The sequence below is a fragment of the Rothia sp. 88186D007BW genome, from assembly GCF_053544215.1.
In genome coordinates, this window is sequence record NZ_JBPPTR010000004.1 from 106,854 (window position 1) to 130,371 (window position 23,518).

Annotated in this window: 23 protein-coding genes and 1 pseudogene; 13 read left to right on the forward strand and 11 right to left on the reverse strand. The window is 56.2% G+C overall.

What is annotated here, in order from left to right:
- Positions 1 to 2 precede the first annotated feature (2 nt).
- The 4 genes from ACEE09_RS03445 to ACEE09_RS03460 form a co-directional block, all read right to left on the reverse strand.
- A complete protein-coding gene (locus tag ACEE09_RS03445; protein WP_449082095.1) occupies positions 3 to 1,022 on the reverse strand; it encodes a lipid II:glycine glycyltransferase FemX in 1,020 nt (339 codons plus the stop codon).
- A 36-nt stretch (positions 1,023 to 1,058) separates the two neighbouring features.
- The gene (locus ACEE09_RS03450) at positions 1,059 to 2,624 is read right to left on the reverse strand and encodes an LCP family protein (protein ID WP_449082096.1); all 1,566 of its coding nucleotides are present in this window, start codon (positions 2,622 to 2,624) and stop codon (positions 1,059 to 1,061) included.
- 188 nt (positions 2,625 to 2,812) lie between these two features.
- Positions 2,813 to 3,355 carry a 5-(carboxyamino)imidazole ribonucleotide mutase gene (gene purE, locus ACEE09_RS03455; RefSeq protein ID WP_449082186.1) on the reverse strand — a complete coding sequence of 181 codons (543 nt, stop codon included), beginning with the start codon at positions 3,353 to 3,355 and terminating at the stop codon, positions 2,813 to 2,815.
- Positions 3,356 to 3,434: 79 nt separating this feature from the next.
- On the reverse strand, positions 3,435 to 4,610 hold the full coding sequence (locus ACEE09_RS03460; RefSeq protein WP_449082098.1) for a 5-(carboxyamino)imidazole ribonucleotide synthase: 1,176 nt from the start codon (positions 4,608 to 4,610) through the stop codon (positions 3,435 to 3,437).
- Positions 4,611 to 4,750: 140 nt separating this feature from the next.
- Here ACEE09_RS03460 and ACEE09_RS03465 point away from each other — a divergent pair, with 140 nt between their 5' ends.
- Complete coding sequence (locus ACEE09_RS03465) at positions 4,751 to 5,326, forward strand: GtrA family protein (RefSeq protein ID WP_449082100.1); 576 nt, start codon at positions 4,751 to 4,753, stop codon at positions 5,324 to 5,326.
- Here the strand turns inward: ACEE09_RS03465 and ACEE09_RS03470 are convergent.
- Positions 5,277 to 6,026: a TIGR03089 family protein gene (locus ACEE09_RS03470; RefSeq protein WP_449082102.1), complete on the reverse strand. Its 750-nt coding sequence runs from the start codon at positions 6,024 to 6,026 to the stop codon at positions 5,277 to 5,279. The genes ACEE09_RS03465 and ACEE09_RS03470 overlap by 50 nt on opposite strands.
- Positions 6,027 to 6,240: 214 nt before the next feature.
- On the opposite strand from ACEE09_RS03470, the gene ACEE09_RS03475 reads away from it, so the two are divergent.
- From ACEE09_RS03475 to ACEE09_RS03490, 4 genes are all read left to right on the forward strand, one after another.
- Positions 6,241 to 6,744 carry a WhiB family transcriptional regulator gene (locus ACEE09_RS03475; RefSeq protein WP_449082104.1) on the forward strand — a complete coding sequence of 168 codons (504 nt, stop codon included), beginning with the start codon at positions 6,241 to 6,243 and terminating at the stop codon, positions 6,742 to 6,744.
- A gap of 18 nt (positions 6,745 to 6,762) precedes the next feature.
- On the forward strand, positions 6,763 to 7,026 hold the full coding sequence (locus ACEE09_RS03480) for a DUF3499 domain-containing protein (protein ID WP_449082106.1): 264 nt from the start codon (positions 6,763 to 6,765) through the stop codon (positions 7,024 to 7,026).
- Positions 7,027 to 7,167: 141 nt separating this feature from the next.
- Positions 7,168 to 8,412, forward strand: a complete 1,245-nt coding sequence (locus ACEE09_RS03485; RefSeq protein WP_449082108.1) for an Ig-like domain-containing protein — start codon at positions 7,168 to 7,170, stop codon at positions 8,410 to 8,412.
- A gap of 142 nt (positions 8,413 to 8,554) precedes the next feature.
- Positions 8,555 to 9,652 carry a TIGR01906 family membrane protein gene (locus ACEE09_RS03490; RefSeq protein WP_449082110.1) on the forward strand — a complete coding sequence of 366 codons (1,098 nt, stop codon included), beginning with the start codon at positions 8,555 to 8,557 and terminating at the stop codon, positions 9,650 to 9,652.
- Between the two features lie 4 nt (positions 9,653 to 9,656).
- On the opposite strand, the gene ACEE09_RS03495 is transcribed toward ACEE09_RS03490, so the two are convergent.
- The gene (locus tag ACEE09_RS03495) at positions 9,657 to 11,264 is read right to left on the reverse strand and encodes a dolichyl-phosphate-mannose--protein mannosyltransferase (protein ID WP_449082112.1); all 1,608 of its coding nucleotides are present in this window, start codon (positions 11,262 to 11,264) and stop codon (positions 9,657 to 9,659) included.
- A gap of 320 nt (positions 11,265 to 11,584) precedes the next feature.
- Here ACEE09_RS03495 and ACEE09_RS03500 point away from each other — a divergent pair, with 320 nt between their 5' ends.
- From ACEE09_RS03500 to ACEE09_RS03510, 3 genes are all read left to right on the forward strand, one after another.
- Complete coding sequence (locus ACEE09_RS03500) at positions 11,585 to 12,511, forward strand: hypothetical protein (RefSeq protein ID WP_449082114.1); 927 nt, start codon at positions 11,585 to 11,587, stop codon at positions 12,509 to 12,511.
- Positions 12,512 to 12,613: 102 nt separating this feature from the next.
- The gene (rsmI, locus tag ACEE09_RS03505; RefSeq protein ID WP_449082116.1) at positions 12,614 to 13,498 is read left to right on the forward strand and encodes a 16S rRNA (cytidine(1402)-2'-O)-methyltransferase; all 885 of its coding nucleotides are present in this window, start codon (positions 12,614 to 12,616) and stop codon (positions 13,496 to 13,498) included.
- A gap of 4 nt (positions 13,499 to 13,502) precedes the next feature.
- On the forward strand, positions 13,503 to 14,579 hold the full coding sequence (locus ACEE09_RS03510) for a TatD family hydrolase (protein WP_449082117.1): 1,077 nt from the start codon (positions 13,503 to 13,505) through the stop codon (positions 14,577 to 14,579).
- Here the strand turns inward: ACEE09_RS03510 and ACEE09_RS03515 are convergent.
- Positions 14,533 to 15,777: a glycosyltransferase 87 family protein gene (locus ACEE09_RS03515; RefSeq protein WP_449082119.1), complete on the reverse strand. Its 1,245-nt coding sequence runs from the start codon at positions 15,775 to 15,777 to the stop codon at positions 14,533 to 14,535. The genes ACEE09_RS03510 and ACEE09_RS03515 overlap by 47 nt on opposite strands.
- A 106-nt stretch (positions 15,778 to 15,883) precedes the next feature.
- Between ACEE09_RS03515 and rsmA the strand changes: the two genes are divergently transcribed.
- The 5 genes from rsmA to ACEE09_RS03540 all read left to right on the forward strand — a co-directional run bounded on the left by rsmA (position 15,884) and on the right by ACEE09_RS03540 (position 19,600).
- Entirely contained in the window at positions 15,884 to 16,792 is a 909-nt protein-coding gene (gene rsmA, locus ACEE09_RS03520; RefSeq protein ID WP_449082121.1) for a 16S rRNA (adenine(1518)-N(6)/adenine(1519)-N(6))-dimethyltransferase RsmA, read from the forward strand.
- Positions 16,789 to 17,703: a GHMP family kinase ATP-binding protein gene (locus tag ACEE09_RS03525; protein WP_449082122.1), complete on the forward strand. Its 915-nt coding sequence runs from the start codon at positions 16,789 to 16,791 to the stop codon at positions 17,701 to 17,703. Before rsmA ends, ACEE09_RS03525 begins: the two co-directional genes overlap by 4 nt.
- A gap of 9 nt (positions 17,704 to 17,712) precedes the next feature.
- Positions 17,713 to 18,015, forward strand: a complete 303-nt coding sequence (locus ACEE09_RS03530; protein WP_449082124.1) for a glycosyltransferase family 25 protein — start codon at positions 17,713 to 17,715, stop codon at positions 18,013 to 18,015.
- A gap of 67 nt (positions 18,016 to 18,082) precedes the next feature.
- Positions 18,083 to 18,535, forward strand: a complete 453-nt coding sequence (locus ACEE09_RS03535; RefSeq protein ID WP_449082126.1) for a hypothetical protein — start codon at positions 18,083 to 18,085, stop codon at positions 18,533 to 18,535.
- Between the two features lie 156 nt (positions 18,536 to 18,691).
- The gene (locus ACEE09_RS03540) at positions 18,692 to 19,600 is read left to right on the forward strand and encodes a capsular polysaccharide synthesis protein (RefSeq protein WP_449082128.1); all 909 of its coding nucleotides are present in this window, start codon (positions 18,692 to 18,694) and stop codon (positions 19,598 to 19,600) included.
- A 63-nt stretch (positions 19,601 to 19,663) separates the two neighbouring features.
- On the opposite strand, the pseudogene ACEE09_RS03545 reads toward ACEE09_RS03540, so the two are convergent.
- The 4 genes and pseudogenes from ACEE09_RS03545 to ACEE09_RS03560 form a co-directional block, all read right to left on the reverse strand.
- Positions 19,664 to 20,095: pseudogene (locus ACEE09_RS03545) on the reverse strand (transposase family protein); the annotation flags it as partial.
- A gap of 21 nt (positions 20,096 to 20,116) precedes the next feature.
- The gene (locus ACEE09_RS03550; RefSeq protein WP_449082188.1) at positions 20,117 to 20,389 is read right to left on the reverse strand and encodes a helix-turn-helix domain-containing protein; all 273 of its coding nucleotides are present in this window, start codon (positions 20,387 to 20,389) and stop codon (positions 20,117 to 20,119) included.
- A gap of 173 nt (positions 20,390 to 20,562) precedes the next feature.
- Positions 20,563 to 21,519, reverse strand: coding sequence for an alpha-1,2-fucosyltransferase (locus ACEE09_RS03555; RefSeq protein WP_449082130.1), 957 nt, complete (start codon positions 21,517 to 21,519; stop codon positions 20,563 to 20,565).
- Positions 21,520 to 21,671: 152 nt separating this feature from the next.
- On the reverse strand, positions 21,672 to 23,498 hold the full coding sequence (locus ACEE09_RS03560) for an ABC-F family ATP-binding cassette domain-containing protein (protein ID WP_449082132.1): 1,827 nt from the start codon (positions 23,496 to 23,498) through the stop codon (positions 21,672 to 21,674).
- Positions 23,499 to 23,518 lie beyond the last annotated feature (20 nt).

The following is a 23,518-nucleotide window of genomic DNA, read 5'->3' on the forward strand; positions in this document are numbered from 1 at the left end:
TCTTATTTGCTGATACGCGCGCGAACCTTGGCGGCGGTGTCCTTGATTTTGGGGGCTAGGGTGCCGGTGGCAATTTTTTTACCTGCGATGAGGGCTTCACGGCCTGCGCGGATACCCTGGTAGGTCTTGTAGCCTAGGGGTGATACTGGTAGGTCCCAGGTGCCGGGGTAGGTGACAGAGTGCCCGCCGAAGGACTTTTTGAACTTGGTGAAGCCAGCCCACTCGTGGTCAGGGTCATCGGCTGGGGCAATACCAAAAAGGTCCATGGTGGTCAGGCCCTTGTCTTTGGCATCCAAGATGATGGTAGAGAGTAGGGGGTTTCCCACCTGTAGTTTGCGGTGCTCAAAAGAGGTTGCGGCATGGGCGTAGACGCGGGTGTCATCTGAGTCGTAGACCAGGGAGGCACCGATAGGTTCCCCGTCTACTTCTGCGATGAAGAGGGTGGCGGCGTCGGCGGGCATGAGCACCTGGGCTACGCGGGTGAGGTAGTCATCGTGCTGGCGGTTGAACCCTGCCCGGCCGGCAGTCTCGTCCAGGTATTTGAGCAGGATGGTGATATCTGCTGGGTCCTGGGACTTTCTGAAGGTCACACCCTTTTTGTGGATGTTGCGGTGCAGGTTGCGGTTGGTTGATTTGAAATCTTTGAGGATTTCTTCTTCGCTCTGCGTCAGGTCAATGATTTGGGTGTGGCTGGGCTGCACCTGGCGGGGGGAGAGGGTAAAACCTCGGGCGGTGAGGAAGGCCTGGCCCTTCTGGGCGCCCCAGATAGCGTCGTTAGTGGGTTCAACGCGGATAAACCAGCATTTGTTTTCGGCAGCTACGCGCTTCATATCTGCGATGGCTGCCTCGAAGGCGCTGGCACTGTCGGCTTCAGGCCCGTAGGGGGCGTAGAGGTAGCGGCCGGTGGAACCGCCTTCTAGGGTGGCTAGGTAGCGCCAGCCTTCCCCTTGGCCGCGAAAGACCTGGTGGCCGTTAGCTTCTTGGAGCTGGGCCCAAATATCTGACTGCAGAATTGTACTCATGGGCACCAGCTTACCGTCTTGCTCTTAGCCGTGGGGCTAGGGGACTGAGCAGGTGCCGTTCTCGCTGAGCTCTGAGGTGAGCTGGGCGCGGTAGGCAACAGTTTCAATCGTATCTAGACCTGAGGGGGCGGACGCCAGCGAGCTAGTTCCCCCGGCAGCTTGGGTGATGGCGGTGGGCTGAATACCTGAGGCTGAATCTGCAATGACCTTTTGCACCGCAGCGTGGAGCTGGTCGAAGTCGGGGTAGGTGGGGAAGCTGGTGTCGAAGTAGGGTGGGCCTGCTGCGAATTGGATGAGGCTGTATTTTTTAGATTTGAGTGCGACATCCCCCAGGGAGGCAAGGCCACTTTGTGGGATGTTGGTTTCGATGACCTGTTCACCGGCAGCGGTGATGTCTGCAAATTTGGTGAGCACGTTGGCTGGGTCCAGCTGTTTGAGCATGGCGGCCTGTACGCAGCGTTGGCGGGCCTGACGGTCGTAGTCTGAGGCTCCTTCGCGGGAGCGGGCGTACCAGAGGGCGTGGAAACCATCTAGGCGTTGAACGCCGGGTTCAATGTAGCCGTCGATGGGGTTGGGCAGGCCGGTGATTTCGTTGGTGCCGCCGCCGATGGGAACGTAGCCGCCTACATCGATGGTGATACCGCCAAGAGCGTCAATGAGCTGTTCAAAGCCGGACATATCAATCAGAATGTAGTTCTCAACGGTGATACCTAGTACCCCTGAGACGGCGTCCATGGTGGCTTCTGCGCCGGGGTCTGCCGCGCCCGGGTAGAGGTCGGGGTAGTCGGCGGTGACGGTGGGGTAGAGGGCGTTGAGGATGCACTCATCACCGCAGTCGAAGCCTTCAGGGTAGATTTTCCAGAGGGGGGAGCCGTCCTCAAAAATGGCGTTTTGCAGGTTGCGCGGGACAGAGATCGTGATAGCTTGGCCGCTTGTTGCGTCAATGGATACGACGGTCATGGAGTCGGGGCGGCGGCCTACCCGGTCGGCGCCGGCGTCCCCGCCCATGAGCAGAATGTTGTAGCGGCCATCGTGTTCTTTGATGGGGGTTCCCCCGGCGAAGATGGAGCCTAGTGCTCCGCGCCCGACCCAGGTGATGTAGGCGGCGTAGCCTAGCCCGCCACCGGTTAGGGCCATGCAGGCAACCAGGGCGAGGGTCACTAGGGGTTTAGCGCGGCCTTCGAGCAGGTTGGGCCGGATAGCTAGCATGGTCACTAAGAAGAGGTAGACCCAGCCGAGAGCGAGACCCACCAGGGCAAGAGTCACCAGCAGCAGCACCCAGGTATTAGTGACTAGGGAGAGCACTAGGGTACGGCGTAGCATCCAGAGCAGTAGCAGGGCTAGAACCAGGCCCCATACCGCAAAGGTAACCTTCAGGGCCCTGCGGCCCAGGGCCCTCTGACCGGTCAGTAGCTGGGCAGAGCCGGGAAGTAGCAGGGTGAGCAGTAGCAGGAGCCAGGCCCGGCGGGTGCGGACGGGTGCCGACGCGGCTTCGGGGTGCCGCAGCGGGTCGGTGTAGGTGGGGTTGACCATGTGCTGGCCTCGCCCTCTGATACCCGTGATAGGTGCCATGGGGCGCGGACGCTTGCGCTCACCGGACATAAATGATTGCCTCCCTAGCGTGGTGGGGCTAAAAAATAACCGAGTGTGGTTGAGCAGCTTAAAATCTACTCAACCACACTACTGAAAGAAGCTGGGTGCTCCCGGAGTGCTCTTCTGGGGCTTGCTGAGGTGCAGGTCAGAGCTGACCGTTTAGGGGTTTATGCTGACCGTTTAGGGGTTTATAGTGCCTAGCGGTTTTTCTGCTCATCGACTGTGGTGCGCAAGGCAGCGCCCTTATTCATGGCTACCTGGCGCAGGGAAGCGGCGAACTCTAGGAGGTCGGTTCGTACCTGGCGGGAGAAATCACTGTCACCGGAGCCGAGCATGCGCAGGGCCAGCAGGCCGGCGTTACGGGCACCGTTGATAGAGACGGTAGCGACGGGCACACCGGCAGGCATCTGCACGATGGAGAGCAGCGAATCCATGCCGTCAAGGGACTTGAGTTTGACCGGCACACCGATAACAGGCAGGGGAGTGACCGAGGCCAACATGCCGGGTAGGTGGGCTGCGCCGCCAGCACCGGCAATGATGATACGGATCCCGCGGTCTGCTGCTTCGCGCCCGTAAGCGATCATGTCTTCGGGCATACGGTGGGCAGAGACAACGTCAGCTTCGTAGGGGATGCCAAATTCTTCAAGCACCTGGGCAGCGGCTTCCATGACCGGCCAGTCTGAGTCTGAGCCCATCACAATGCCGACAATAGGCTGGGTTGAGTCGTAGGGGGAGGTCATAGTGCTCCTTGAAGGTAGGGGTGGGGTGCGGACGTCCGCCCCTACACAGGTGGGGCGGGGCGAGCCTGCCAAGTTATGCCTAGGCAGGGCCGTCGGTGAGCAGGGACGCTGCTTCGGTGGCCTGCTGACGCAAGGCAGCAAGGTCATCTGCTGCACCGGTCATATTGATATGACCAATCTTGCGACCAGGCTTGACGGCCTTACCGTAGTAGTGAACCTTAGCTGCCGGGTACTTTTCCATAAGCTGCGGGTAGGCGGCGAAGATATCGTCGTTTGCTCCACCCAAGAAGTTCTTCATCAAGGCTACTTGACCCTTAATCTCAGTGCTGCCCAGGGGGTAGTTAGCCACGGCTCGAAGATGCTGTTCAAACTGGCTGGTGACTGAGCCATCCTGCGTCCAGTGACCGGAGTTATGCGGGCGCATGGCGAACTCGTTAATGAGGAAGCCAGCCTCAGAGCCAGGAACCTCAAAGAGCTCAGCGGCCATCACACCGGTAACACCTAGCTCAGCTGCTACCATAAGGGCGGCGGCCTGGGCTGCTTCTGCCACCTCAGGGGTGATACCGGGGGCAGGGGCAATGACCTCATCACAGACGGAATTGACCTGAAGAGACTCAGCCACAGGCCAGGCTACAACTTGGCCTGAATCGCGGCGGGCTACCAGGGCAGAAAGCTCACGGGTAAAGGGCACCTTCTCTTCAACCAGCAGGGCCGAAAAATCGGTGCGGTCAGGGAGCTGCTCGAACCAGGGGCTTGCTGCGGTGCGGGCTTCCTGCTCATCATCGAGCACCATGACGCCCTTACCGTCATAGCCACCTCGCGGAGTTTTCAGCACCACCGGCCAGCCATTTTCGCTGCCGAAGAGAAGAAGCTCATCGAGAGTGCGAACCTCAGCCCAGCGAGGGTTAGGCAGGCCCAGGCGGTCAACAGCCTTGCGCATCTCAATTTTGTCCTGGGCATGAACCAGGGCATCGGGGCGGGGCTGCACATTAACACCCTCAGCCATCAGACGCTGCAAAAAATCGGTGGGCACATGCTCATGGTCGAAAGTCAGCACATCAACATGGCGGGCAAACTCTAACAGGGTTTCATAATCACGGTAATCACCGACAGGGGCGAAAGGCACAGCCTGGCGGGCGCAGACGTCCTCGCTCTCAGCCAGAATACGAAGGTCAAAGCCAAGCTCAGTGGCGGCGGGCGCCATCATACGCGCCAGCTGGCCGCCACCTACAACACCAATTTTGGGTCCAGTCATAGGGTAAGTCACACCCACTAGGCTACCTGGGTGTAGGGTGCTTGTAAAAGTCTGAGCTATATACTGTACAAGCTACAGGTAACCGAGCAGTTCCCACCCTAGAGGGGGCCTGCCCCCTCAACTGACTAGGGAGAGAAAACATGACTTCGCTAAAAGAGCGTCTCGCTGCCCTCTGGCATAGCCACGGCCGAGAAGTAATGCAGTTTCTCAGCGTTGGCGGCATGGCCTTTATCATCAACTCAGCGGTGACCTGGACGCTCATGCACTCCATCTTCTCCGATGGGCACGCTAAGGCCAAGGTCGTAGCTGGCATTGTCGCCACCATCTTCTCCTGGGTGGCAAACCGCCTCTGGACCTTCCGCGAAAAACGCACCGGCAACAAGGTGCGCGAGGCCATTGAATTCGGCCTCGTCAACGCCGTCGGTATCGGTGTTGAGGCTTCTTGCGTACTCTTTAGCGTCTATGTGCTAGGGCTCACCAGCCCCCAAGCATCCTTCATCTCAGGCACCATTATTGGCACCATCTTGGGCACCATCGTGCGCTACTTCCTCTACAAATTCTGGGTCTTCTCCCAGAGCAAGAACCATAGCGAAAACAAAACCACTGAAGAAAAGCGGGCCGACCTCATTGAAGAGGCCACCCAAATTATGACAGGCTCCCTACCCGTTATTGAGACGGCAAAGACCGGGCCCGCTCATCGCCCAAAACTCGACTAAAACGCTCCTGATTCCAGGCCACCGCCGGGTCAAGCATAAGAGCTGCCCGGCCCGAAGCCATCACCGCCAGGGCCTTCTCCAGGTAGACGGCATCAAAATGCTCACCCGGAACCTGTAGGGCCGCCACCTCAGCCTCGAACTGAGTGTTCAGAGCTACAGCCTCTTGAACAAGCTGGCCCATCAGACTCCCATAGCTAGCCCCCTCCCAGGCCTGATCCTGCGCGCCAGGAGCCGCCCAACCCACATAAACATCAGGGTGCGAGCGCACCTCAGCCGCATAATCAATAACCTCTGCCGGTAGTTGCCCCATAAAACGAGGAGTTAGCGGCTCAGCGGCCACCGCAAGAAGATAATCCTCATCTGCGCCCTCTAGCTCTGCGGGGTCAAAGGCTGCGCGGACGTCCGCCCCCGCCTGCTGCCCCCAGGCCAAGGTAGCCCCCACCCGCAGGGCAGCGACCGCCAAAACCAGTGACCGCCAGTGCAGGCGCTGGGGCAGAACTATGAGGGAACCGGGTTCAACCTCGCACTCGTCCACCCAAAAGTTAGCGGTCTTGGCCACCCAGTTATCAAAGACCCGCCCTGAAAGTTCGATGCGTTCGCCGGGGGTCGAGTACCAGAGCAGGGTGGGGTGTTGCCGCTGAGCTAAATGGGCCATGAATTGGGGGAAGGAAGAGCCGGTGTAGGTAGATGCTGCTGTCATTCTCCTTACTCTAGGGCAGCATCTGTTCTAGGGCTAGCGGCCAGCTCGGCGGGGGTAAATGCATATACCACAGTGAAACGCAAATTTTTGTGAGAAAATCTCGTGTAATGAAGATTTTTTAATCTCAGCTTGACGAATAGGCCTTTACACGCGTGTAATTAGGTGCAGGGAAATTTTTATTCTGTCCTCTGTTTGGGATATGAAAGGGAAGAATATGGGCCTCCACAGCCGCCTGCCTCAGGGCGCTGCAGGGCGCACGCCTGATGTGGCCCAGCACCACACTATGCACTTTGCCCAGTATTTAGAAGACCAGGCTACTGCCTTGCTCAATGACACCGCCCCCAAAAGCCACGGTTGCGCAAGCACGCTTGCCTCTAGCTCAGCTACCGATGCCTCACCCGCTGGTGCGTCATCGACCGACGTCTCAGCTGCTGATTCCGATAACCTCTCCCTCTGGCAGCAGGCCGCCGGTATCTACAGCACCGATGGGGATGACGGTGAACTATCCTGGCAGGCAGATGCTCTCTGCGCCCAGACCGACCCCGAGGCTTTCTTCCCTGAAAAGGGCGGATCCACCCGCGACGCTAAACGTGTATGCAGCGAATGCCCCGTTCGTCAGGCCTGCCTAGAATACGCCATGGAAAATGATGAGCGCTTCGGTATCTGGGGTGGCTTATCAGAGCGTGAACGCCGCCGCCTCCGCAAGCAAGCTATCTAAGAAAGAAGGGCTTGATTCATGGCAACCTCCCGCCAGTGCTCACGCCAAACCTGCCAGCGTGAGGCTGTTTTCACGCTCACCTACGCCTATGCCCAGTCCACCGCTGTGATTGGCCCGCTCTCAGTCCACAGAGAGCCCCACGCCTACGACTTGTGCGAATTTCATGCTGACCGTCTCACCGCCCCGCAAGGCTGGGAGGTGGTGCGCTTGGACGCCCCTGCCACCAGCTCTGAGGAAGAGCAGCAGGAAGATGCCTCCTACCCACCGCTGCGGTCAGTCTAAAAACTGAACCAGCACAACCCGTTGGCCCCTGACCAACGGGTTTTTGTAATTGCTGTATCAAAAACAGCCCCTATCCGATAAACTTTGACGAGCACACAACACACTTGCGCCTGTAGTACGTGATATAAGGAAGAAAAGTTCGTGGTCAACCCCCTCAACACAGCCAGCCGAGAGGCCTTCACCCGTCGGTCTTTCGTAACCGTCGGAGCCCTGGGCACCGTAGCACTTGCCGCCTGCTCCACCTCAGAGAGCGCCAGACCCAGCAGCGAAACCAGCAGCGCCAGCGCCACACCCAGCCCCACGCCCACCGTCAAATTCCTCGGTACCATAGAGGTCTCCCCCGCCCTCGATGAGATTGAGATTAACCCTCTCGAAACCGTCACCGTCACTACCGCTGATTCAACCCTCACCAAGGTCACCGTCACCACCGCAAAGGGCGAGGAACTTGCCGGTGAGCTGGCAGCAGATGGCAAGAGTTGGGCTTCTACCGACCGCATGCTCTTTCACCGTGACTACACCGTACGATGGGAAGCCACAGATGCCGCAGGGACTAAGGGCAGCGGCAAGAGCACTTTCTCTACCGTCTCAGCCGCCTACGAAGTAGACACCCGCCTCAACATCGAAGAGGGCGCCAGCTACGGTATTGGTAAGATCATCCAGTTCAACTTCTCCGAGCCGATTCTTAACAAGGCTGAGGTCGAAAAGCGCATCACCATTAAGGGCGGCGGCGACCAGGCTGGCAAGTTCCGCTGGTACAACGACTACATGGTGCGCTACCGCCCCGAAGACAAGTGGGCCACTAACTCCACTATCTCCATCACCGTAGACATTTTTGGTCTGGATGTGGGTAACGGCATGATCGGTAACCACACTACTACCTATACCTTCAAGACCTGGAACAAGCGCTACGCCTTGGCCGATAACAACACCAAGACCATCAAAATGTATGTTGATGACGCCCTGGTGCGAGAAGCCCCCATTACTTTAGGAAACGCCGACTGGCCCTCAGTGGTCGGTCAGCTAGTAATTATTGAGCAGGCTGAGAGCTACTACTTTAACCCCGGCTCTCTGAACCTAACCGTCAACGACCCTCACTACTATGAGCCTTTCTGGGCCTCTTGGACCTCCCGCCTGACCGCTGGCGGCGTCTTTGTTCATCAGGCTCTGCCTTCTGCCTGGTCCTCGGTGGGCGTTGTTAACGTCTCCCACGGCTGCATTGGTCTGCTACCTGAAGACGCCAAGTTCTTCTATAACACCTTTGGAGTGGGCGATGTGGTAGAGACCGTCAATACCGGCTACCCCCAGGCTGACCCTGATGATGGCTACGGCGACTGGAATATTCCTTTTGCCAACTATCATGACTCTAACTGGAAGGGTAACTGGTAATACCAGTGCCCTTGCTGTCATAGTGTAGAAAGCTCCCGCCCTTTAGCACTGTTCCCCGGTGCTGAGGCGGGAGTTTTTGCTTTCTACCGCGTAGAATACACAGGCAGATGCACCCCGTATAGATCTTGGGAGGAAACCCGCCGTGGCCCAACAGCCTGACCAGAACCAGGAGTGGAAGAAACTCAGTCCCGCTCTCACCCCACCCAAGGCCGATAGCTTACTGTCAGCCCGCTGGGCTGAACGCGGTATTCACATCCCCGCTAGTACCTCCACCAGCTCATCTGAAACCAACCAGACAGAGGCAGAATCAGGGAAAGATACTCCCCCTGAAACCGCCCCATGGACCTCAACCCTGGCGACGGTAAAGAGCCCTGAAGAGAGCACACCCCCTGCTGATACCCCGCAGGCGGCTCTGGCCGACTCTTCAACAGAGGATCCGGCCCAGGCTGAGACTATCAGCGAAGAATCAGAGGGGACACCAGCGTCAGAACGGGCCGAAGCCCGTGAAGTTGCGGTGGACGATACCCCCCGACTGCTGGGCTTGCGCCGGGCCCTAATCGCTCTTGCCGTCCCTGTGCTCATCACCATGGTAGCTGTGCGCGCGGTTGCCAGCCCCGCCTTCCTCTGGCTCGAATACCACCGCCCCGGCTTCCCCGCAGACAGCTACGGCTTCGATACCCAGGAAAGACTGCGTCTGGGCTCCTACGGGCTGGACTATATCTTGAACTTTGCCCCCCACACCTACCTGGCCGATATCACCACCGGCGGTAACGCTGCCTTCCTTGCCAGCGAAGTTGAGCACATGACCGACGTCAAACGGGTCATGCTCATCAGTATCACGTTTGCCCTCATCATGCTGGTACTGGCCCTGCTCTCAGCCCGAACCCTGCGCCTGCGGGCCCCGGGCGTCCTGCGCTCATCCCTCTTCACCGGTGCCTGGCTCACCCTGGCCCTACTTGTTGGCCTGGGCGTTGCCGGAGCTATCGGCTGGGAAGCCTTCTTCACTACCTTCCACGAGGTATTCTTCCCCCAGGGCAACTGGCAGTTCCGCATGAGCGATACACTCATCCGTCTCTACCCGCCCCAGTTCTGGGTGGACGCCGCCGCCACCGCAGGTGCCCTCACCCTCTTGATGACGGCAGCCATCCTCGCTATGACCTGGCCTACCCGCTACCGCAAGCAGCTAGCCCTCAAGCGCCGGGCAGAGCGTCAGGAGCTCAAAGAACTCCTGACCAAGTAAACCCTTAAATCCAGGCGTCAAACCACATGCGCTCGCGCCACTCGGTGTAGGGGACGGTCTGGGCTGTCCAAATAGGCCAGTAGTAGATAGAGACCAGTAGCGCGAAGACCACAAAGAGCCCTACCACCAGTAGCCCGGCCCGGCGGCGGCGTACGCTGTCGCCGGGGCGTCCTAGCGCCAGCCCTAAAATACCTGCCAGCATAAGAATCAGGTAGGGCTCGAAGGAGAGAGCGTAGAAGAAGAACATGGTGCGCTCGGGGTAGGCAAACCAGGGGAAATAGCCCACCGCGAAGACCGCGAAAAGGGTTGCAAAACGCCAGTCGCGGCGCAGCAGCACAATGAGCAGGGACAGGGTCGCAACGATGATAAAGGACCACCAGATGAGCGGGTTGCCGATATTCAGCACCGCCTCAGAGCAGGAATCAACCGTACAGCCGTTCACGCCCAGGTCAGGGGACTCATAGTAGTAGCTGGTGGGGCGACCCAAAATCAGCCACTGCCAGGCCGGGGACTCGTAAGTGTGGGGAGAATCCAGCCCCGAATGGAAGGCATAGGCAGAGCGGTGGTACTCCCAGAGCGAGCGCAGAGACTCCGGCAACCAGAGAACTCCTTCGCCGGGGTGCTCTGCTGCCCAGTTGCGGTCGTAGGCTGAGTCTGAAAGGAACCAGCCGGTCCAGGTCGCCAGGTAGGTGAGCAGGCCGGTACCGATGAGAGCAAAGAAGGCGAGGACGCCGTCGCGCAGGAAGCCCGCGACATACCAGCGGCGGATGCCGGCTATACGGCGGGCGTTGGCGTCCCAGAAGACCGTGAGCAGGCCGAAGATAGCGATGAAGAAGAGGGCGTTCCATTTGACGCCGACCGCCAGACCCGCACAGATGCCTGCGATGAACCGCCAGTAGCGGAAGCCCAGCCAGGGGCCATAGCGCATGAAGTCGTCGGTGGGGGCGCCCTTGTGCTCGCGGGCGTGAGCTGCGATCCGGGCAGCGAGCTGGCGCCTTCCCTGGTAGCGGTCAAGCAGCAGGGCCACGAAGGTGGCCATCAGCCAGAACATGAGGAAGATATCGAGTAGGGCAAAACGGGACTGCACAAAGTGCAGGCCGTCGATAGAAATCAGCAAGCCAGCAAGGGTTGCTACCGTCACTGAGCGGAAGAGTAACCAACCAGCCAGCATGACCAGGCCCACCGACAGGGTGCCGGTGAGTGCTGCGGCAAAGCGCCAGCCGAAGGGGTTATCGTCACCAAAAATTGCCATGCCGAAGGCGATCATCCACTTACCAACCGGCGGGTGAACCACATATTCGGCGGTTTCAAGGATGCCCGATGGGGCTCCGGCAACGAAAGTCTCGTTGGCTGTATCAGACCAGTTGCGCTCATACCCAAAGTGCAGCAGGGAGTAGGCGTCTTTAGCGTAGTAGGTTTCGTCAAAGACGATGGCGTTAGGGTTAGCCAGGTTTACAAAACGCATAAGCCCGGCAAGTACTAGCACAAGCAGGGGCGCCACCCAGCCGTAGCGGGGCAGCGGTACCGCTGTTACAGCTAGCCGCGCCCGGAGGGCTGACTCGGTGAAAGCGTCTTTGAGGGTCAGGACGGCAGAGGTTGGGTTAGATGTCACCCTAGATATGCTACCCGGGGCAGCAGAATCATGCGCGCGGACGCGTGGGGACCAGATTCCTCTGGTCCTATTTAGTAGGGACCAGATTTCTCCCAAAATACTTCATGCCATGACCTACAGTCGGTATTTTTCTGGTCCCTACGAGGGGCGGGGTCTAACCCACTGGGTGGTGAAGCTACCCTGTGGATATCTGTATATGCGCTGTAACAACCCGACCGATAAAAAATCTTTTTTGGCGCAATACGTTGAGACTGGGAGAAACTTTATCCACAGAAAACATCAGTTCTAGAAAATTAGCTCATACACAACAGAATGCTGTCATGGATATTCTCGATAGCCTTCAAACCGTTTATACCTACAGGGAACTGCAGCAGCTGGGCATGAGCTCTACTGTTATCGCTCGCCGGGTTAGACAACAGGAGCTGACTCGTCTCCTCCCTGGCGTTTATACAACCCAGTCAAATTTTCGTCAGCTTCCCCGCTATCAGCAGTACCCCTATTTTATTTCTGCTGTTTACAAGAAGAACCCTCAAACCATCTTTACCCACCAAACCGCTGCCTGGTTGCACGGCTTTGCCGTAGTAGATCAGAAGCTGGTAGATGTACAGTGCCACCCTAGTTCACGGGGGCGTGCTCAAGGTATTGCAAAGCACTATTCGTATACAGCTCTCGATACGACGTCATCGCACGGTTTATTTCACCTCACTACCCGCCTGCGGACTTTAGCTGACTGTTGCCGCTACCTGCATCCGTCCTCAGCGCTAGTTACGGTTGAGTCAGCGCTTTATCAGGGAGCATGCACCGTTGAGGAAGTCGCGGAATATTTGGGGCGCCAGAGGGGGCGCGGAGTTCAGAAAATGCGGACGGTCGCCGGCCTCATGAGTTCTTCGAGCGAGAGTGCTGGTGAAAGTAAACTGAAATGGGTCTTACACATGAGCCCCTTACCCCTGCCAACCCAGCAGGTTGATGTCTGGGTTGATAACGAACACTTCCGGCTCGACTTTGCTTACGAAGATGAAATGATTGCCCTCGAATTTGATGGGCGGGTGAAATACCTTGATTCCCAGAGCCGCGATGAGGTTTTCTTCAGCGAGGTACGACGCGAGAAGCTGCTGAAAAACGCTGGGTGGGATGTGCTGCGCTATGACTGGTCTACCGTTGTGAACCATCCGCAGAGGATCGTTCGTGAAGTTCTTGCCACCATGCAACGGAAAAACGGGAGCAGCAGAATCGCAGCGCTCAGGTAACAATGGACCAGAAAAGTAACGATTGTATGTGTGGTGGACAAGGACGTCGGGAGGAATCTGGTCCCTACTTGTAGGGGAACAAAAGTAGTAGGGTTTAACCCTATGGAATCCTCCCCTCACACCACGCCCGCTGCGCCGGCCGAAGGCGGCGCCCTCATCCTTGGTGGAACCCCCATCGGCAACCTAGCCGATGCCTCCCCGCGCCTGCGCGAGGCGCTCGCGTCCGCCGACGTCCTCGCCGTTGAAGACAGCCGTACCCTGCGTAAACTAGCCGCTGGGCTGGGCGTCACCACCCGGGGGCGGGTGCTGGTCAACCATGACCACAACGAGGCTGACCGGGCTGGGCAAATCGTTGAGGCTGTGGCAGCCGGGCAGACCGTCCTGCTCATGTCGGATGCCGGTATGCCCGCTGTCTCCGATCCCGGCTATGTCGCGGCAGCTGCTGTGGCCAACGCCGGTCTGACCGTTACCGCCCTGCCGGGCCCCTCAGCCGTCGTCACCGCGATTGCTGTTTCTGGCCTGCCCTCGGGGCGTTTCACCTTTGAGGGTTTTCTTGCGCGGAAGGGAGCCGACCGCGCCCGGCGCCTGGCCGCGCTCGCTAGTGAAGAGCGCACCATGGTCTTCTACGAGTCCCCCCACCGGCTGGCCGCGACCCTGCACGATTTTGCCGAAGTCTTCGGGGCAGAACGTCGCGCTGCTGTCTGCCGGGAACTGACCAAGCTGCACGAAGAGGTTGCCCGCGGCAGCCTGCAAGAACTCATTACCTGGGCCGAATCTAAGCAGATCAAGGGCGAAATCGCCATCGTGGTGGAGGGCGCCCCCGAACCCGAGGCAGAAGAGGCAGAGAACCTGACCGACCTCGTCCTGGAGCTTGTGGCCGGTGGCGTCCGCCTGAAAGCCGCCTGCGCCCAGGTCGCCGAGGCCCACGGGGTGTCTAAGCGTGACCTCTACCAGGCAACCCTGGCCGTCAAAGATTCAGAAAGCTAAACCTATGTGTACCGACCACACCCTGACCGACGCTGAACTCCGCGAGCTTGCCGAGCGCTTTGCCTCCTACCTGCCCAGTGAGGCCGAGCAGACCGCCACCATCTTTGAGACCCCCGAACCGATTTTCGAGGGCGAGGTACCCCCGGCATACCAGGCTGACCGCTACAACACCGCGGGCGAGCCCAGCGGGGAGGGCACCCGCCGCCGCGGTGAGAAGGGAGAGGACGGGCGCCGCCGCAACCTGGTCTTCCCGCCCGCTCCCGCGCCCCTGCCCTACGCCATCGTCGATAACCACACCCACATGGACCTGCTCGACGGCGAGGTCGCCGTCACCGCCCGCGATGCCCTCGATACCGGCGAAGCCCTGGGAATCGGTGCGATTGTGCAGGTGGGCTGTGACGTGCCCAGTTCCCTCTATGCCGTGCGAGCAGCCCAGGCTGACCCCCGCGTCCTAGCCGCTGTGGCCCTGCACCCCAATGAGGCTCCCAAGCTGGCTGAGGCTGGCCAGCTAGAGGCAGCCCTGGCCGCTATCGATGCGCTGGCAGCTGACCCGCGCGTCCGTGCCCTGGGCGAGACCGGTCTGGACTACTTCCGCACCGGTGAGGAGGGGAAGGACGCCCAGGAGGAGTCCTTCCGCGCCCATATCCGTATGGCGAAGAAACACGGTAAGGCCGTGCAGATTCACGACCGCGACGCGCACGAGGACGTCGTCCGCATTCTGCTCGATGAGGGCGCACCCGAGACCGTGATTTTCCACTGCTACTCCGGCGGGCCTGACCTGGCAGAGATTTGTAACGAGCAGGGCTGGTACATGAGCTTTGCCGGCACCGTGACCTTCAAGAACTCGCACGGTATTCAGGAGTCCCTGAAGCTAGCCCGCCGGGAGCTGATTCTGGCTGAGACCGACGCGCCCTTCCTGACCCCCCACCCCTTCCGGGGCCGTCCTAATGCCAGCTACATGACCAACTACACCGTCCGCTTTATGGCCGGCCACCTGGGTGCCGACCTGGAAGAGCTCTGCCGGGATATCCGTGCTAACTCCCTGGCAGCTTACGGGAGCTGGGGGATTGAGGGCTTCTAGCCCCTAGAGCCAGGTAGGCGACCGCCCAGGCCACCGGTAGGGCATGCAGGAGGGCCAGGTGCTCGGGCCACTCGTTGCCGCCCCAGTCGTGCCCGCCAAACCAGACCGCAAAGGGCATGGCAAAGATGAGCATACCGGTGGCGGCCAGGTAGAGGTAGCCGGTGTGGGCGCTGCGCCAGCCGTAGAGGCCCGCGAAGACCAAGAAGGTCACGAACCAGACCCAGTGGTGGGTCCAGGAGATGGGGGAGAGCAGCAGCCCCAGCACCGCAACGCAGGAGGCTGCCCCCAGGTAGGCGCCACGGACGTCCTGCCCGGCGAGCCTGCGCACGGCCAGGTAGGTGAGCACCACCGACCCCAGAGCGGTGATAGCAAAGAGGACGCCGGTGAGCCAGGCGGGGAAGAGCATAGCCCAGGTGCCGAGCAGGTTATAGTTCAGCGCCCCGGTAATTGACCCCACGCGGGAGGATTCAAAGATTTTCTCGGTGAAGTATTCGCGGGCTACCTCAAAATCGACGGCAAAACTCAGCGCGATAGAGGCCAGACCGGTGCCCACGAAACGGGCCAGGGACTTCCAATCGCGGGTGGCGAGAAAGAGCAGGCCGAAGATAGCCGGGGTGAGTTTGATACAGGCTGTCAGGGCAATGAGCACCCCGTGCCAGCGGGTGTTCTTGAGGTAGATGACGTCGGTGAGAATGAGCAGTACCAAAAAGAGGTTGATCTGCCCCAGTTCCATGTTGAAGCTGATGGGGAAGAACTTGAGCAGCAGGGGAGTGAGCCAGAGCCCGGCTGCCAGGGCGGGGCGCTTGCCCACCCCCATACCTCGGCAGGAGAGATAGACCAGAGTTACCAGCGCGGCAATATTGAGCAACAGAAATATTGGCCCAGCCGTATCTGCACTGGTGAGCAGTACAAAAGGAGTGAAAACCAGGGCTGCAAAAGGCGGGTAGGTAAAGCCGTAGATTTCCTCGGGCGGCAGGGCCCAGTTGTAGAGCTGGCCGGTTTCTAGCCAGTGGGCCACCCCACCGTAGTAGACCTGTAGGTCGAAGAATTCCCGAGCCACCATTTTTTCGTCCCAAAGGAAGGGGTAGGCGCTGATGACGGTGAGCGTTAGGGCTGTGACCAGGGCCGGTGTGCTGGTGAGCGCCCTGGTTAGGGCGGTGATGGGCGGACGCTGGTGCGCGGCAGGTGCGGTAGGCATAGGCTCCCCGGGGTTGGGTGGCTGGGTACGAGCAGTAATTCTACCGGTGGCGCTCTGACTACGGGGAGACCTTCTGTGCTGAGGCAGACCCGGTAGACTAGGGAGCGTGACTGAACAGCAATCTCCCGCACCCGATGCCCTCCTTGGCCCCCAAGAAATCCGTGACCTAGCTGCCACCCTGGGTATCCGCCCCACGAAGACCCTGGGGCAGAACTTCGTGATTGATCCCAATACGATTCGTCGTATTATCGCCGCCGCCGATATTAGCCCCGATGAGACGGTGGTTGAGGTCGGCCCGGGCCTGGGATCCCTAACCCTGGGTATTCTGGACGCTGCCCGCGACATGGTTGCTGTTGAGATTGATCCGCCCCTGGCCGAGCAGTTGCCCGCTACTATCGCCAAGTTCCGCCCCGGCTCAGAAGACCGTATCGACGTGGTGCTCTCCGATGCTATGAAGGTCACTGAGCTGCCGCGTACCCCGTCCGCCCTGGTCGCCAACCTGCCCTACAACGTGGCGGTGCCGGTGCTCCTGCACATGTTCGCAACCTTCCCCTCCATTGAGCATGCCCTGGTGATGGTTCAGGACGAGGTCGCCGACCGTCTCTCAGCCAAGCCCGGTTCAAAGATTTACGGGGTGCCCTCGGTCAAGGCCAACTGGTTTGCCGAAGTGTCTAAGGCCGGGGTTATCGGTACCAACGTTTTCTGGCCTGCCCCCAAGATCAAGTCGGGTCTGGTGGCTTTTAAGCGCCGCCCGGAGCTACTGTCTGATCTGCCTCGTGAAGAGGTCTTTGCCATTGTCGATGCCGCCTTTGCCCAGCGTCGTAAGACCCTGCGGGCTGCGCTCGCTGGCTGGGCTGGTTCTGCTGCCCGCGCCGGTGAGATTCTTGAGGCTGCCGGTATTGACCCGCAGCTGCGCGGGGAGAAGCTCGATATTTTTGATTTCATCAAGATTGCCGAAGCCGCCCGGCAGGTACCTGCACCTGCCGACCAGAGCGGGGAGGGCGCGTCCGCATGACTCTCAGTGTTTCTGCTACCGCCCCTGGCAAGGTCAACCTGTATTTTGCGGTGGGGCCCCTGCGGGAGGACGGCTACCACGAGGTCGCCTCGCTCTATGCCGCTACCGATGTGTTAGAGCGCGTCACGATTTCTTCGGCCCATGAGCCCGGTATCGCCCAGTCTATGAGTGTTGCTGAAGGTTCACCGGTTGCGGAGCAGGTTGCTGCCGGGGCTTTTGACCCGGCTGTCGTTCCGCTTGATGAATCTAACCTGGCCTATCGCGGGGCAGCAGCGGTGGTAGCTGCCCAGGGCTTGGATATTCAGGACGTCGCCGTTCAGCTTCACATTGATAAGGCTGTTCCGGTCGCCGGTGGGATGGGCGGAGGGTCTGCTGATGCTGCCGCCGCTATGAAGGCCATGAACGACTACCTGGTGCAGGCAGGCCTGGCCGCTGAGCCTCTTGGGCTTGAGCGTTTGCTGGAGTTGGCTGCTCCGCTGGGTGCCGACGTGCCCTTTGCCCTCTTGGGTGGCCTGGCTGTGGGCACCGGGGTGGGGGACAAACTCACGCCGATTGAGGTACCTGAGGGCGTTGAGCCGCTGAAGTTTGGGTTTGTTCCTTCAACGGCTGGGCTATCGACCCCCGCCGTGTTTAGGGAGCTGGACGCCGGCCGCGCGGCGGGGCGCTACCCTGCTGCGGAGGCCACCCTGCAAGTTCCGCAGGAGCTGCTAGACCTACTGACCTCGACAGACCCGCAACAGAAGCGTCTACCAGCTATTGCCGGGCTGCTGCGCAACGACCTGGCTGCGCCTGCTGTAGAGCTGTTGCCTGAACTGGCAGATACGCTGGAAAAGACCAATGCTCAGCCCGAAACTGTTGCAAGTTTCGTGTCGGGTTCAGGGCCTACTATCGCAGTAATCAAGTTAATCTAGGAGAAATTTATGTTTATTTTGAGCAACGGACAAAAAGTCGTATGCAAGGTTATTTCTTTAGAAAAGGACCAGGAAAGACGTAAATTATTTTTTGACCAAGAAGGTGCCGAATATTTTGACTATTTTAAAGCAGCAACGCCTGAATTGAATGAAACCCTTAAAATATTTAATGAAGATGAATTCGCTAATTTGAATGTAGATAGCCCAAAACCAGGGGAAATTGGGTGTATGCTCAGTCATTATCTAGTATTAAAAGAGTTTTTAGAGATTGAAAATTCTGACTCATTCTTTTATACTAATTGCAGAAGATGATGCAATACTCGACAAGAAATTATTTCAAGTTGTGGATAATGTTGCAAAAATCTTCGAAGAAGGGTAAGTGGGTATCCTCAGATTAGCTCATACTACTGAACCGGGCTTTTATGATTTCTTTGGTAGCGATGAAAATCTGATACAAATAAGCTTATTGTCTGCAGTCGTGGGCGAAGGAAAGAATAGAAAATATCGATTTGGAAAGCCTGTGGGACTTGTGATGGAAGCAGGGCTTTACATAATGACGCGTTCCGCTGCGTTAAATTATCTGAACTATATCCAGCGAGTAGGAAATATCCACTGGGCTACTGACCAGTGGGGGTACTTTGAAAAGCCTGCTTCAATAAACATTAAAGTGTTGCAACCATCACTCTGTGGTTTTAGGAAAGTATCTTCGATCCGAGAGATTCCTCCGAGCTCAATTGGGAATGGGGAATTTGGGGAAAATCGCGGGATTAGAGGGAACACTCGGGGGGGGGGTAACCCAAAGATTACGTTCAAATATTGCTTTAAGGACTAGAGTGAGGAGGGCAAAAGGGGTGATATCTGCTACTTTTTTGGATTTATCAGAGAAGATCAAATAACAAACTTATCATATATTTAAACCAGGCACTATAAATTTTAATAAACTAATTAATTTATAGCAAAATTATTACTGAATTTTAAAGGAAGCAGTATGAATTTTTTGAAACCTTTTAAATTGGCAAAGCATCAAGTATTTCTTGTAAAGAAAAATGGATTTTCGACTATGAAAAATAGGATTTACCCTTATATTGCTGGCATACGTCCCTATTCTTATGATATTGATCGGTATAGAGTAAAGGTTGGACCTGTAGTGATGCCGTCCTCTTCTACCTTTCTAGTGAATCACCTACTATTCACCGAAGAATCTAGTTTTGTGGGAAAAAGCGTAGAAGGTGCCCCGAAGCAGATGTTCACTATTTGGTTCGGAGATGAGATGAATAAGAATAGGAAAAGAGGTATAAAAGTCCTGAAAGAATCTAACCCAGATTTAGATTTTCACTTAATTACTGAAGAAAACCTGGGTGATTGGATTAAAGCTGATTTCCCTCTGCATCCTGCTTTCCCTTACCTGAGTAACGTGCACCAATCAGATTATATTCGAACTTACCTTATGCATCATTATGGGGGCGTTTACTCAGATATTAAAGCAATATCAATTCGTTGGAATGTCTTATTGGAAATGCTTAATTCTGACGAACAGTTGTATGCTATTGGACCTTCTGAAAGAACTTTTGAAAATGTCGCAAAAGCTCCTGGTGCCGGAAAACTTGGAAAGGATCAAGAGCTTTATTATCGTGAGACTCTATACCCTGCGGCATACGTTTGTAAGCCTTATTCTCCGTTTACTTTTTCCCACTATCGAGAGATTGAGCGAAGATTAGACTATTTTGAAGATCTTTTGAAAGAAAACCCCGCAGAACAACCATGGGGTGATAATGATAATTACCCTGTCCCTTGGAACGCTTTGCATGGTCAAATCTTTTCTCCGCTTAACCTTAAATTTTTTGACCATATCAGAGCAATTCCTGGTAAAATAAATAATCTTAGCAACCACAGATAGGTCTAAGCAAAGAGTTTTGTGGTATTACAGTAATCTCTTATTTGCAGACATTTTAAACTTTAATTAATGAGGGTTATTCATAAGGGGTACCCCCGCAGCCAAAAGAGCAACCCGCGAACTACTGGAAACACCCGCCCATACGAGTCCAACGGACGTCTGAAGCCTGTGTGCAGAACCCGCCAGGTGCAACACCCGCGCGATGACCCGCTCCACCACCGACCGTAGCCGATTGAGCAACCGATTATTTCGTTTCTGCTCCTTAGTTAGCTTCACCCCAGGCTTGCGCTTTGTCGGTGTGGCCAGTCCCAAACCTACGTAGCCCTTATCAGCCAAAGTCGAAGAATCAAGAAACTGATCTAGCCCGTGGGCTCTGAAGGCATAAGCATCACCTCTAGCCCCAGGTAGCAGGTCTGTGATAGCTAAGCCCCTGCCATCGAGGGTGCAGATCACTTGATGGTTAAATCCTGCTCTTTTATGCTGACCAGAGAAATTTCTTTTCCCTTGTGAGCGACAGTTCTAGGTGGGTACAAGGGTTCCGTCAATCACAAGAGAGCCAGGTGCTTTCAGGCTCTCTTCTAGGCTGGGGACTAGTGGAGTGAGAGCCTTTTCTAGGGCCTTCTCGATGGTTTTGATGGTCCGCAAGATGGTTGGCTGTGAGATACCGAAGAGGTGGGCGAGAGTCTCTTGGGTGAGGTTCTGTCGGTAGCTGATTAGCGTGATTTTTAGGGCCTGGGTTAGGGTGAGCCTGCGGGGTTTTTGGTCTGGTTTGGTCCAGGCGAGAGCTGAGATGAGTGTGGCTAATTACGTGGCTGTTAGCCCGGTTGTACGCTGGTTGGGCAACGGTCTTTCCTGGTGTGGTTTGAGAATATTTCTGGCGATTTATCCTCAAGGTTTCCTGCCGGGTGGGGCCGTTGTCTAGTTGGTGGTTGCTACCCTGTATGAATAAGCCTCAATGGTTGAAATTAGATATTTTCCTCAGGCTTGTCTATCTCTAACCAAGTTGACCATCCTTGTGGTGGATTGATTTGTATCCAATTATCTTGGTGTTGCATTGGTATCTTACGCGCATGATAGCTAGACCATCTAGCATTTTCGTGATGACTAGGTGCATAAATTTCTGCATCATAATTGATATTGGCTATGTAAGCTCCCCAGTAACCAAAAGTCGTATTAGTTAAAATTAGGCGTCGAGCTACTGATATTAAAGCCAAGTCGTCAAACATATCATGACCGAATTTATCAAATCGTGTAGGGGCAATATCAGTCAAGAAATTTAGATTTTGATTACACCAATTTAGGTCATCGCTAACAATTATTATATTAGAAGGTATACTTTTCTCGATAGCCTGAGCAACAGCGGTGCGAATATAGGTAACAGTGTCAATGCCAAACATTTTATGAATCGTTGGTGAAGTGTAGTAATCACCACGACGTACATTGATTACAAGAGTATTTTCATTCACCAGTTGCTTAGCTTTTGTACGTCTTTCTTCAAAGTTTAAGGAGATGAGATTATTCTCAATAAAATTCTTTAAATCTGAGTGTGAAAATAAACCTTCAATATCTTGGCTGAAGCCAGTAGCTCTTAGAGATCTGAATCGCTGGGCACTTACAGGGCGTGTATATTTATTAAGGTTGGGGAATTCATCTAGCCACGCATCCATGCCAGATGTATGAAGTAAGAAGGCGGGAGCTTGGTTTTTGTGCCAGTGTAATTCAGCCCGCATCCATTCATATAGCCAGTTGCCTCCACGCGCAATATCAGGTACGACAATAACAGTCTCAGGGCCGGTCCGAATGTGAGATATTGCGGGACTAATTACATTTTTTCTGAATTTATTGATTAAGGGCTTGAAGCGAATAAGTTTACTTTCTTGCCTTTTGGTATAACTAGCAGTTCTTTGGCTATCGTTAAGCATTAAAATCCGCCTTATAAATCTTTGGTTAATTTAGTTTTTATGAAATTATTTACGTTGAACAATATGGGAGATGTATCAGTATTCTTATAAGCCCTTCCTGTGGTTTATTTTAATATCCTTGAGTGTTGAAATTAATAAATTATTAGCTTCAATTATGTAATAAGCAAACTAGCATCTATCCAGCGTTTTTCTAGTTCATCAATTTCATTCTGGATGATCTGTTGCCTAGTAGAAAGAGCAACCAATCTCTCATAATCTGAAGGGTCATGGCTGGCCATCTCCTCTTCCAGCTTGGCTTTCTGGTCAGCTAGTTTAGTGAGTTTGCGGTCAATCTGGTTGATTTCCTTCTGTGCTGCCCGGATTTCAGCTCCGCTAGCCTTAGCCACCGAGCTGCTGCCGGCGTCCTGCTTACCGAGCGGCGAAGAATCAACTGCCTTGGTCGACGGGGCCGTAGCGGCAGAAGCTGAAAGCTGCAGGTATTCGTCAACGCCACCCGGCAGATGCCTAAAAGTACCATCAATCAGTGCGTACTGTTGGTCGGTCACACGTTCCATCAGGTAGCGGTCGTGCGAAACCACCAGCAGCGTGCCCGGCCAGGTATCGAGGAGGTCCTCCATTGCAGCCAGCATGTCGGTATCAAGGTCGTTGGAGGGCTCGTCCAAGATGAGAACATTGGGCTCATCCAAGAGAATGAGCAGGAGCTGAAGCCGGCGTTTCTGCCCGCCTGAGAGGTCTTTCACCGGGGTAGATAACTGTGCCGATGTAAAGCCTAGGCGTTCCAGAAGTTGCCCGGGGGTCATCTCCTTACCGCCAGCTACATAAGAGGTGCGCTTGCGACCAATGACATCTGATACCCGGTCATTCTCAACTTCCCGCAGCTCATCGAGCTGCTGAGTAAGCGTAGCGACCTTCACGGTCTTGCCGTGCTTAACCCGCCCGCGGGTGGGCTGTACCGAGCCCGTCACAAGGCCTAGCAGGGTTGATTTTCCAGCACCGTTCACACCCATAATGCCGGTGCGCTCACCCGGGGCGATGCGCCAGGTAACCTTTTTGAGCACGTCCTTCGTAGCTCCGGGTGCATTGGCATCGGGGTAGCTGACATCGACGTCCTCGATATCTACCACGTCCTTACCTAGGCGGGATACAGCCATCTGCGATAGTTCCACCTTGTTACGCACCGGGGGCACGTCGGCGATTAGAGCGTTAGCGGCGTCGATACGGAACTTAGGCTTGGACGTACGGGCAGGGGCCCCTCGACGCAGCCAGGCAAGTTCCTTACGCATGAGGTTTTGGCGCTTTGCTTCGGTTGCAGCTGCCTGGCGATCGCGCTCAACGCGCTGCAGAATGTAGGCAGCGTATCCACCCTCGAAAGGCTCAACGATACCGTCGTGGACCTCCCAGGTATCTGTACAAATTTCGTCCAGGAACCAACGGTCGTGGGTGACGGTGAGCAGACCGCCCGCGTTCTTAGACCAGCGGATTTTAAGGTGGTTAGCTAACCACGTAATAGCCTCAACATCGAGATGGTTGGTAGGCTCGTCAAGCATGAGGACGTCCCAGTCACCTGCCAGCAGAGCGGCAAGGGCAACGCGGCGGCGCTGGCCGCCCGAGAGAGAAGAGACGGACGCGTTCCAGTCGAGATCCGAGACTAAACCTGAAATAACGTCGCGAATCTTAGAATCTGAAGCCCACTCGTATTCAGGGGTATCACCAACGATAGCCTGGCCAACGGTCAGCGAATCGTCGAGAACATCTGCCTGATCGAGGAAGCCAATCCGGGTGCCAGATCGCACCGTGACCTTACCTGAATCGGGGGTGAGCCGCCCACCGAGAAGAGAAAGAAGAGTTGACTTACCGTCACCGTTGCGACCCACGATGCCGATACGATCACCCTCATTTAGGCCAACCGTGATGCCCTCAAAAATGGTGCGTGTGGGAAATTCAATGTGTAGGTCTTCGCCGCCAAGTAGATGTGCCACCCCTCTAGGCTACTAGGTAA

Excerpts from the sequence above, each read along its gene's own strand:
- ACEE09_RS03555 (WP_449082130.1), bottom strand. The coding sequence starts at position 21,519 with ATGCTTAACGATAGCCAAAGAACTGCTAGTTATACCAAAAGGCAAGAA.
- ACEE09_RS03510 (WP_449082117.1), top strand. The coding sequence starts at position 13,503 with ATGTGTACCGACCACACCCTGACCGACGCTGAACTCCGCGAGCTTGCC.
- ACEE09_RS03530 (WP_449082124.1), top strand. The coding sequence starts at position 17,713 with ATGTTTATTTTGAGCAACGGACAAAAAGTCGTATGCAAGGTTATTTCT.
- ACEE09_RS03525 (WP_449082122.1), top strand. The coding sequence starts at position 16,789 with ATGACTCTCAGTGTTTCTGCTACCGCCCCTGGCAAGGTCAACCTGTAT.
- ACEE09_RS03500 (WP_449082114.1), top strand. The coding sequence starts at position 11,585 with ATGGATATTCTCGATAGCCTTCAAACCGTTTATACCTACAGGGAACTG.
- ACEE09_RS03480 (WP_449082106.1), top strand. The coding sequence starts at position 6,763 with ATGGCAACCTCCCGCCAGTGCTCACGCCAAACCTGCCAGCGTGAGGCT.
- ACEE09_RS03540 (WP_449082128.1), top strand. The coding sequence starts at position 18,692 with ATGAATTTTTTGAAACCTTTTAAATTGGCAAAGCATCAAGTATTTCTT.
- ACEE09_RS03475 (WP_449082104.1), top strand. The coding sequence starts at position 6,241 with ATGGGCCTCCACAGCCGCCTGCCTCAGGGCGCTGCAGGGCGCACGCCT.
- ACEE09_RS03460 (WP_449082098.1), bottom strand. The coding sequence starts at position 4,610 with ATGACTGGACCCAAAATTGGTGTTGTAGGTGGCGGCCAGCTGGCGCGT.
- ACEE09_RS03470 (WP_449082102.1), bottom strand. The coding sequence starts at position 6,026 with ATGACAGCAGCATCTACCTACACCGGCTCTTCCTTCCCCCAATTCATG.
- ACEE09_RS03515 (WP_449082119.1), bottom strand. The coding sequence starts at position 15,777 with ATGCCTACCGCACCTGCCGCGCACCAGCGTCCGCCCATCACCGCCCTA.
- purE (WP_449082186.1), bottom strand. The coding sequence starts at position 3,355 with ATGACCTCCCCCTACGACTCAACCCAGCCTATTGTCGGCATTGTGATG.
- rsmI (WP_449082116.1), top strand. The coding sequence starts at position 12,614 with ATGGAATCCTCCCCTCACACCACGCCCGCTGCGCCGGCCGAAGGCGGC.
- ACEE09_RS03465 (WP_449082100.1), top strand. The coding sequence starts at position 4,751 with ATGACTTCGCTAAAAGAGCGTCTCGCTGCCCTCTGGCATAGCCACGGC.
- ACEE09_RS03450 (WP_449082096.1), bottom strand. The coding sequence starts at position 2,624 with ATGTCCGGTGAGCGCAAGCGTCCGCGCCCCATGGCACCTATCACGGGT.
- ACEE09_RS03445 (WP_449082095.1), bottom strand. The coding sequence starts at position 1,022 with ATGAGTACAATTCTGCAGTCAGATATTTGGGCCCAGCTCCAAGAAGCT.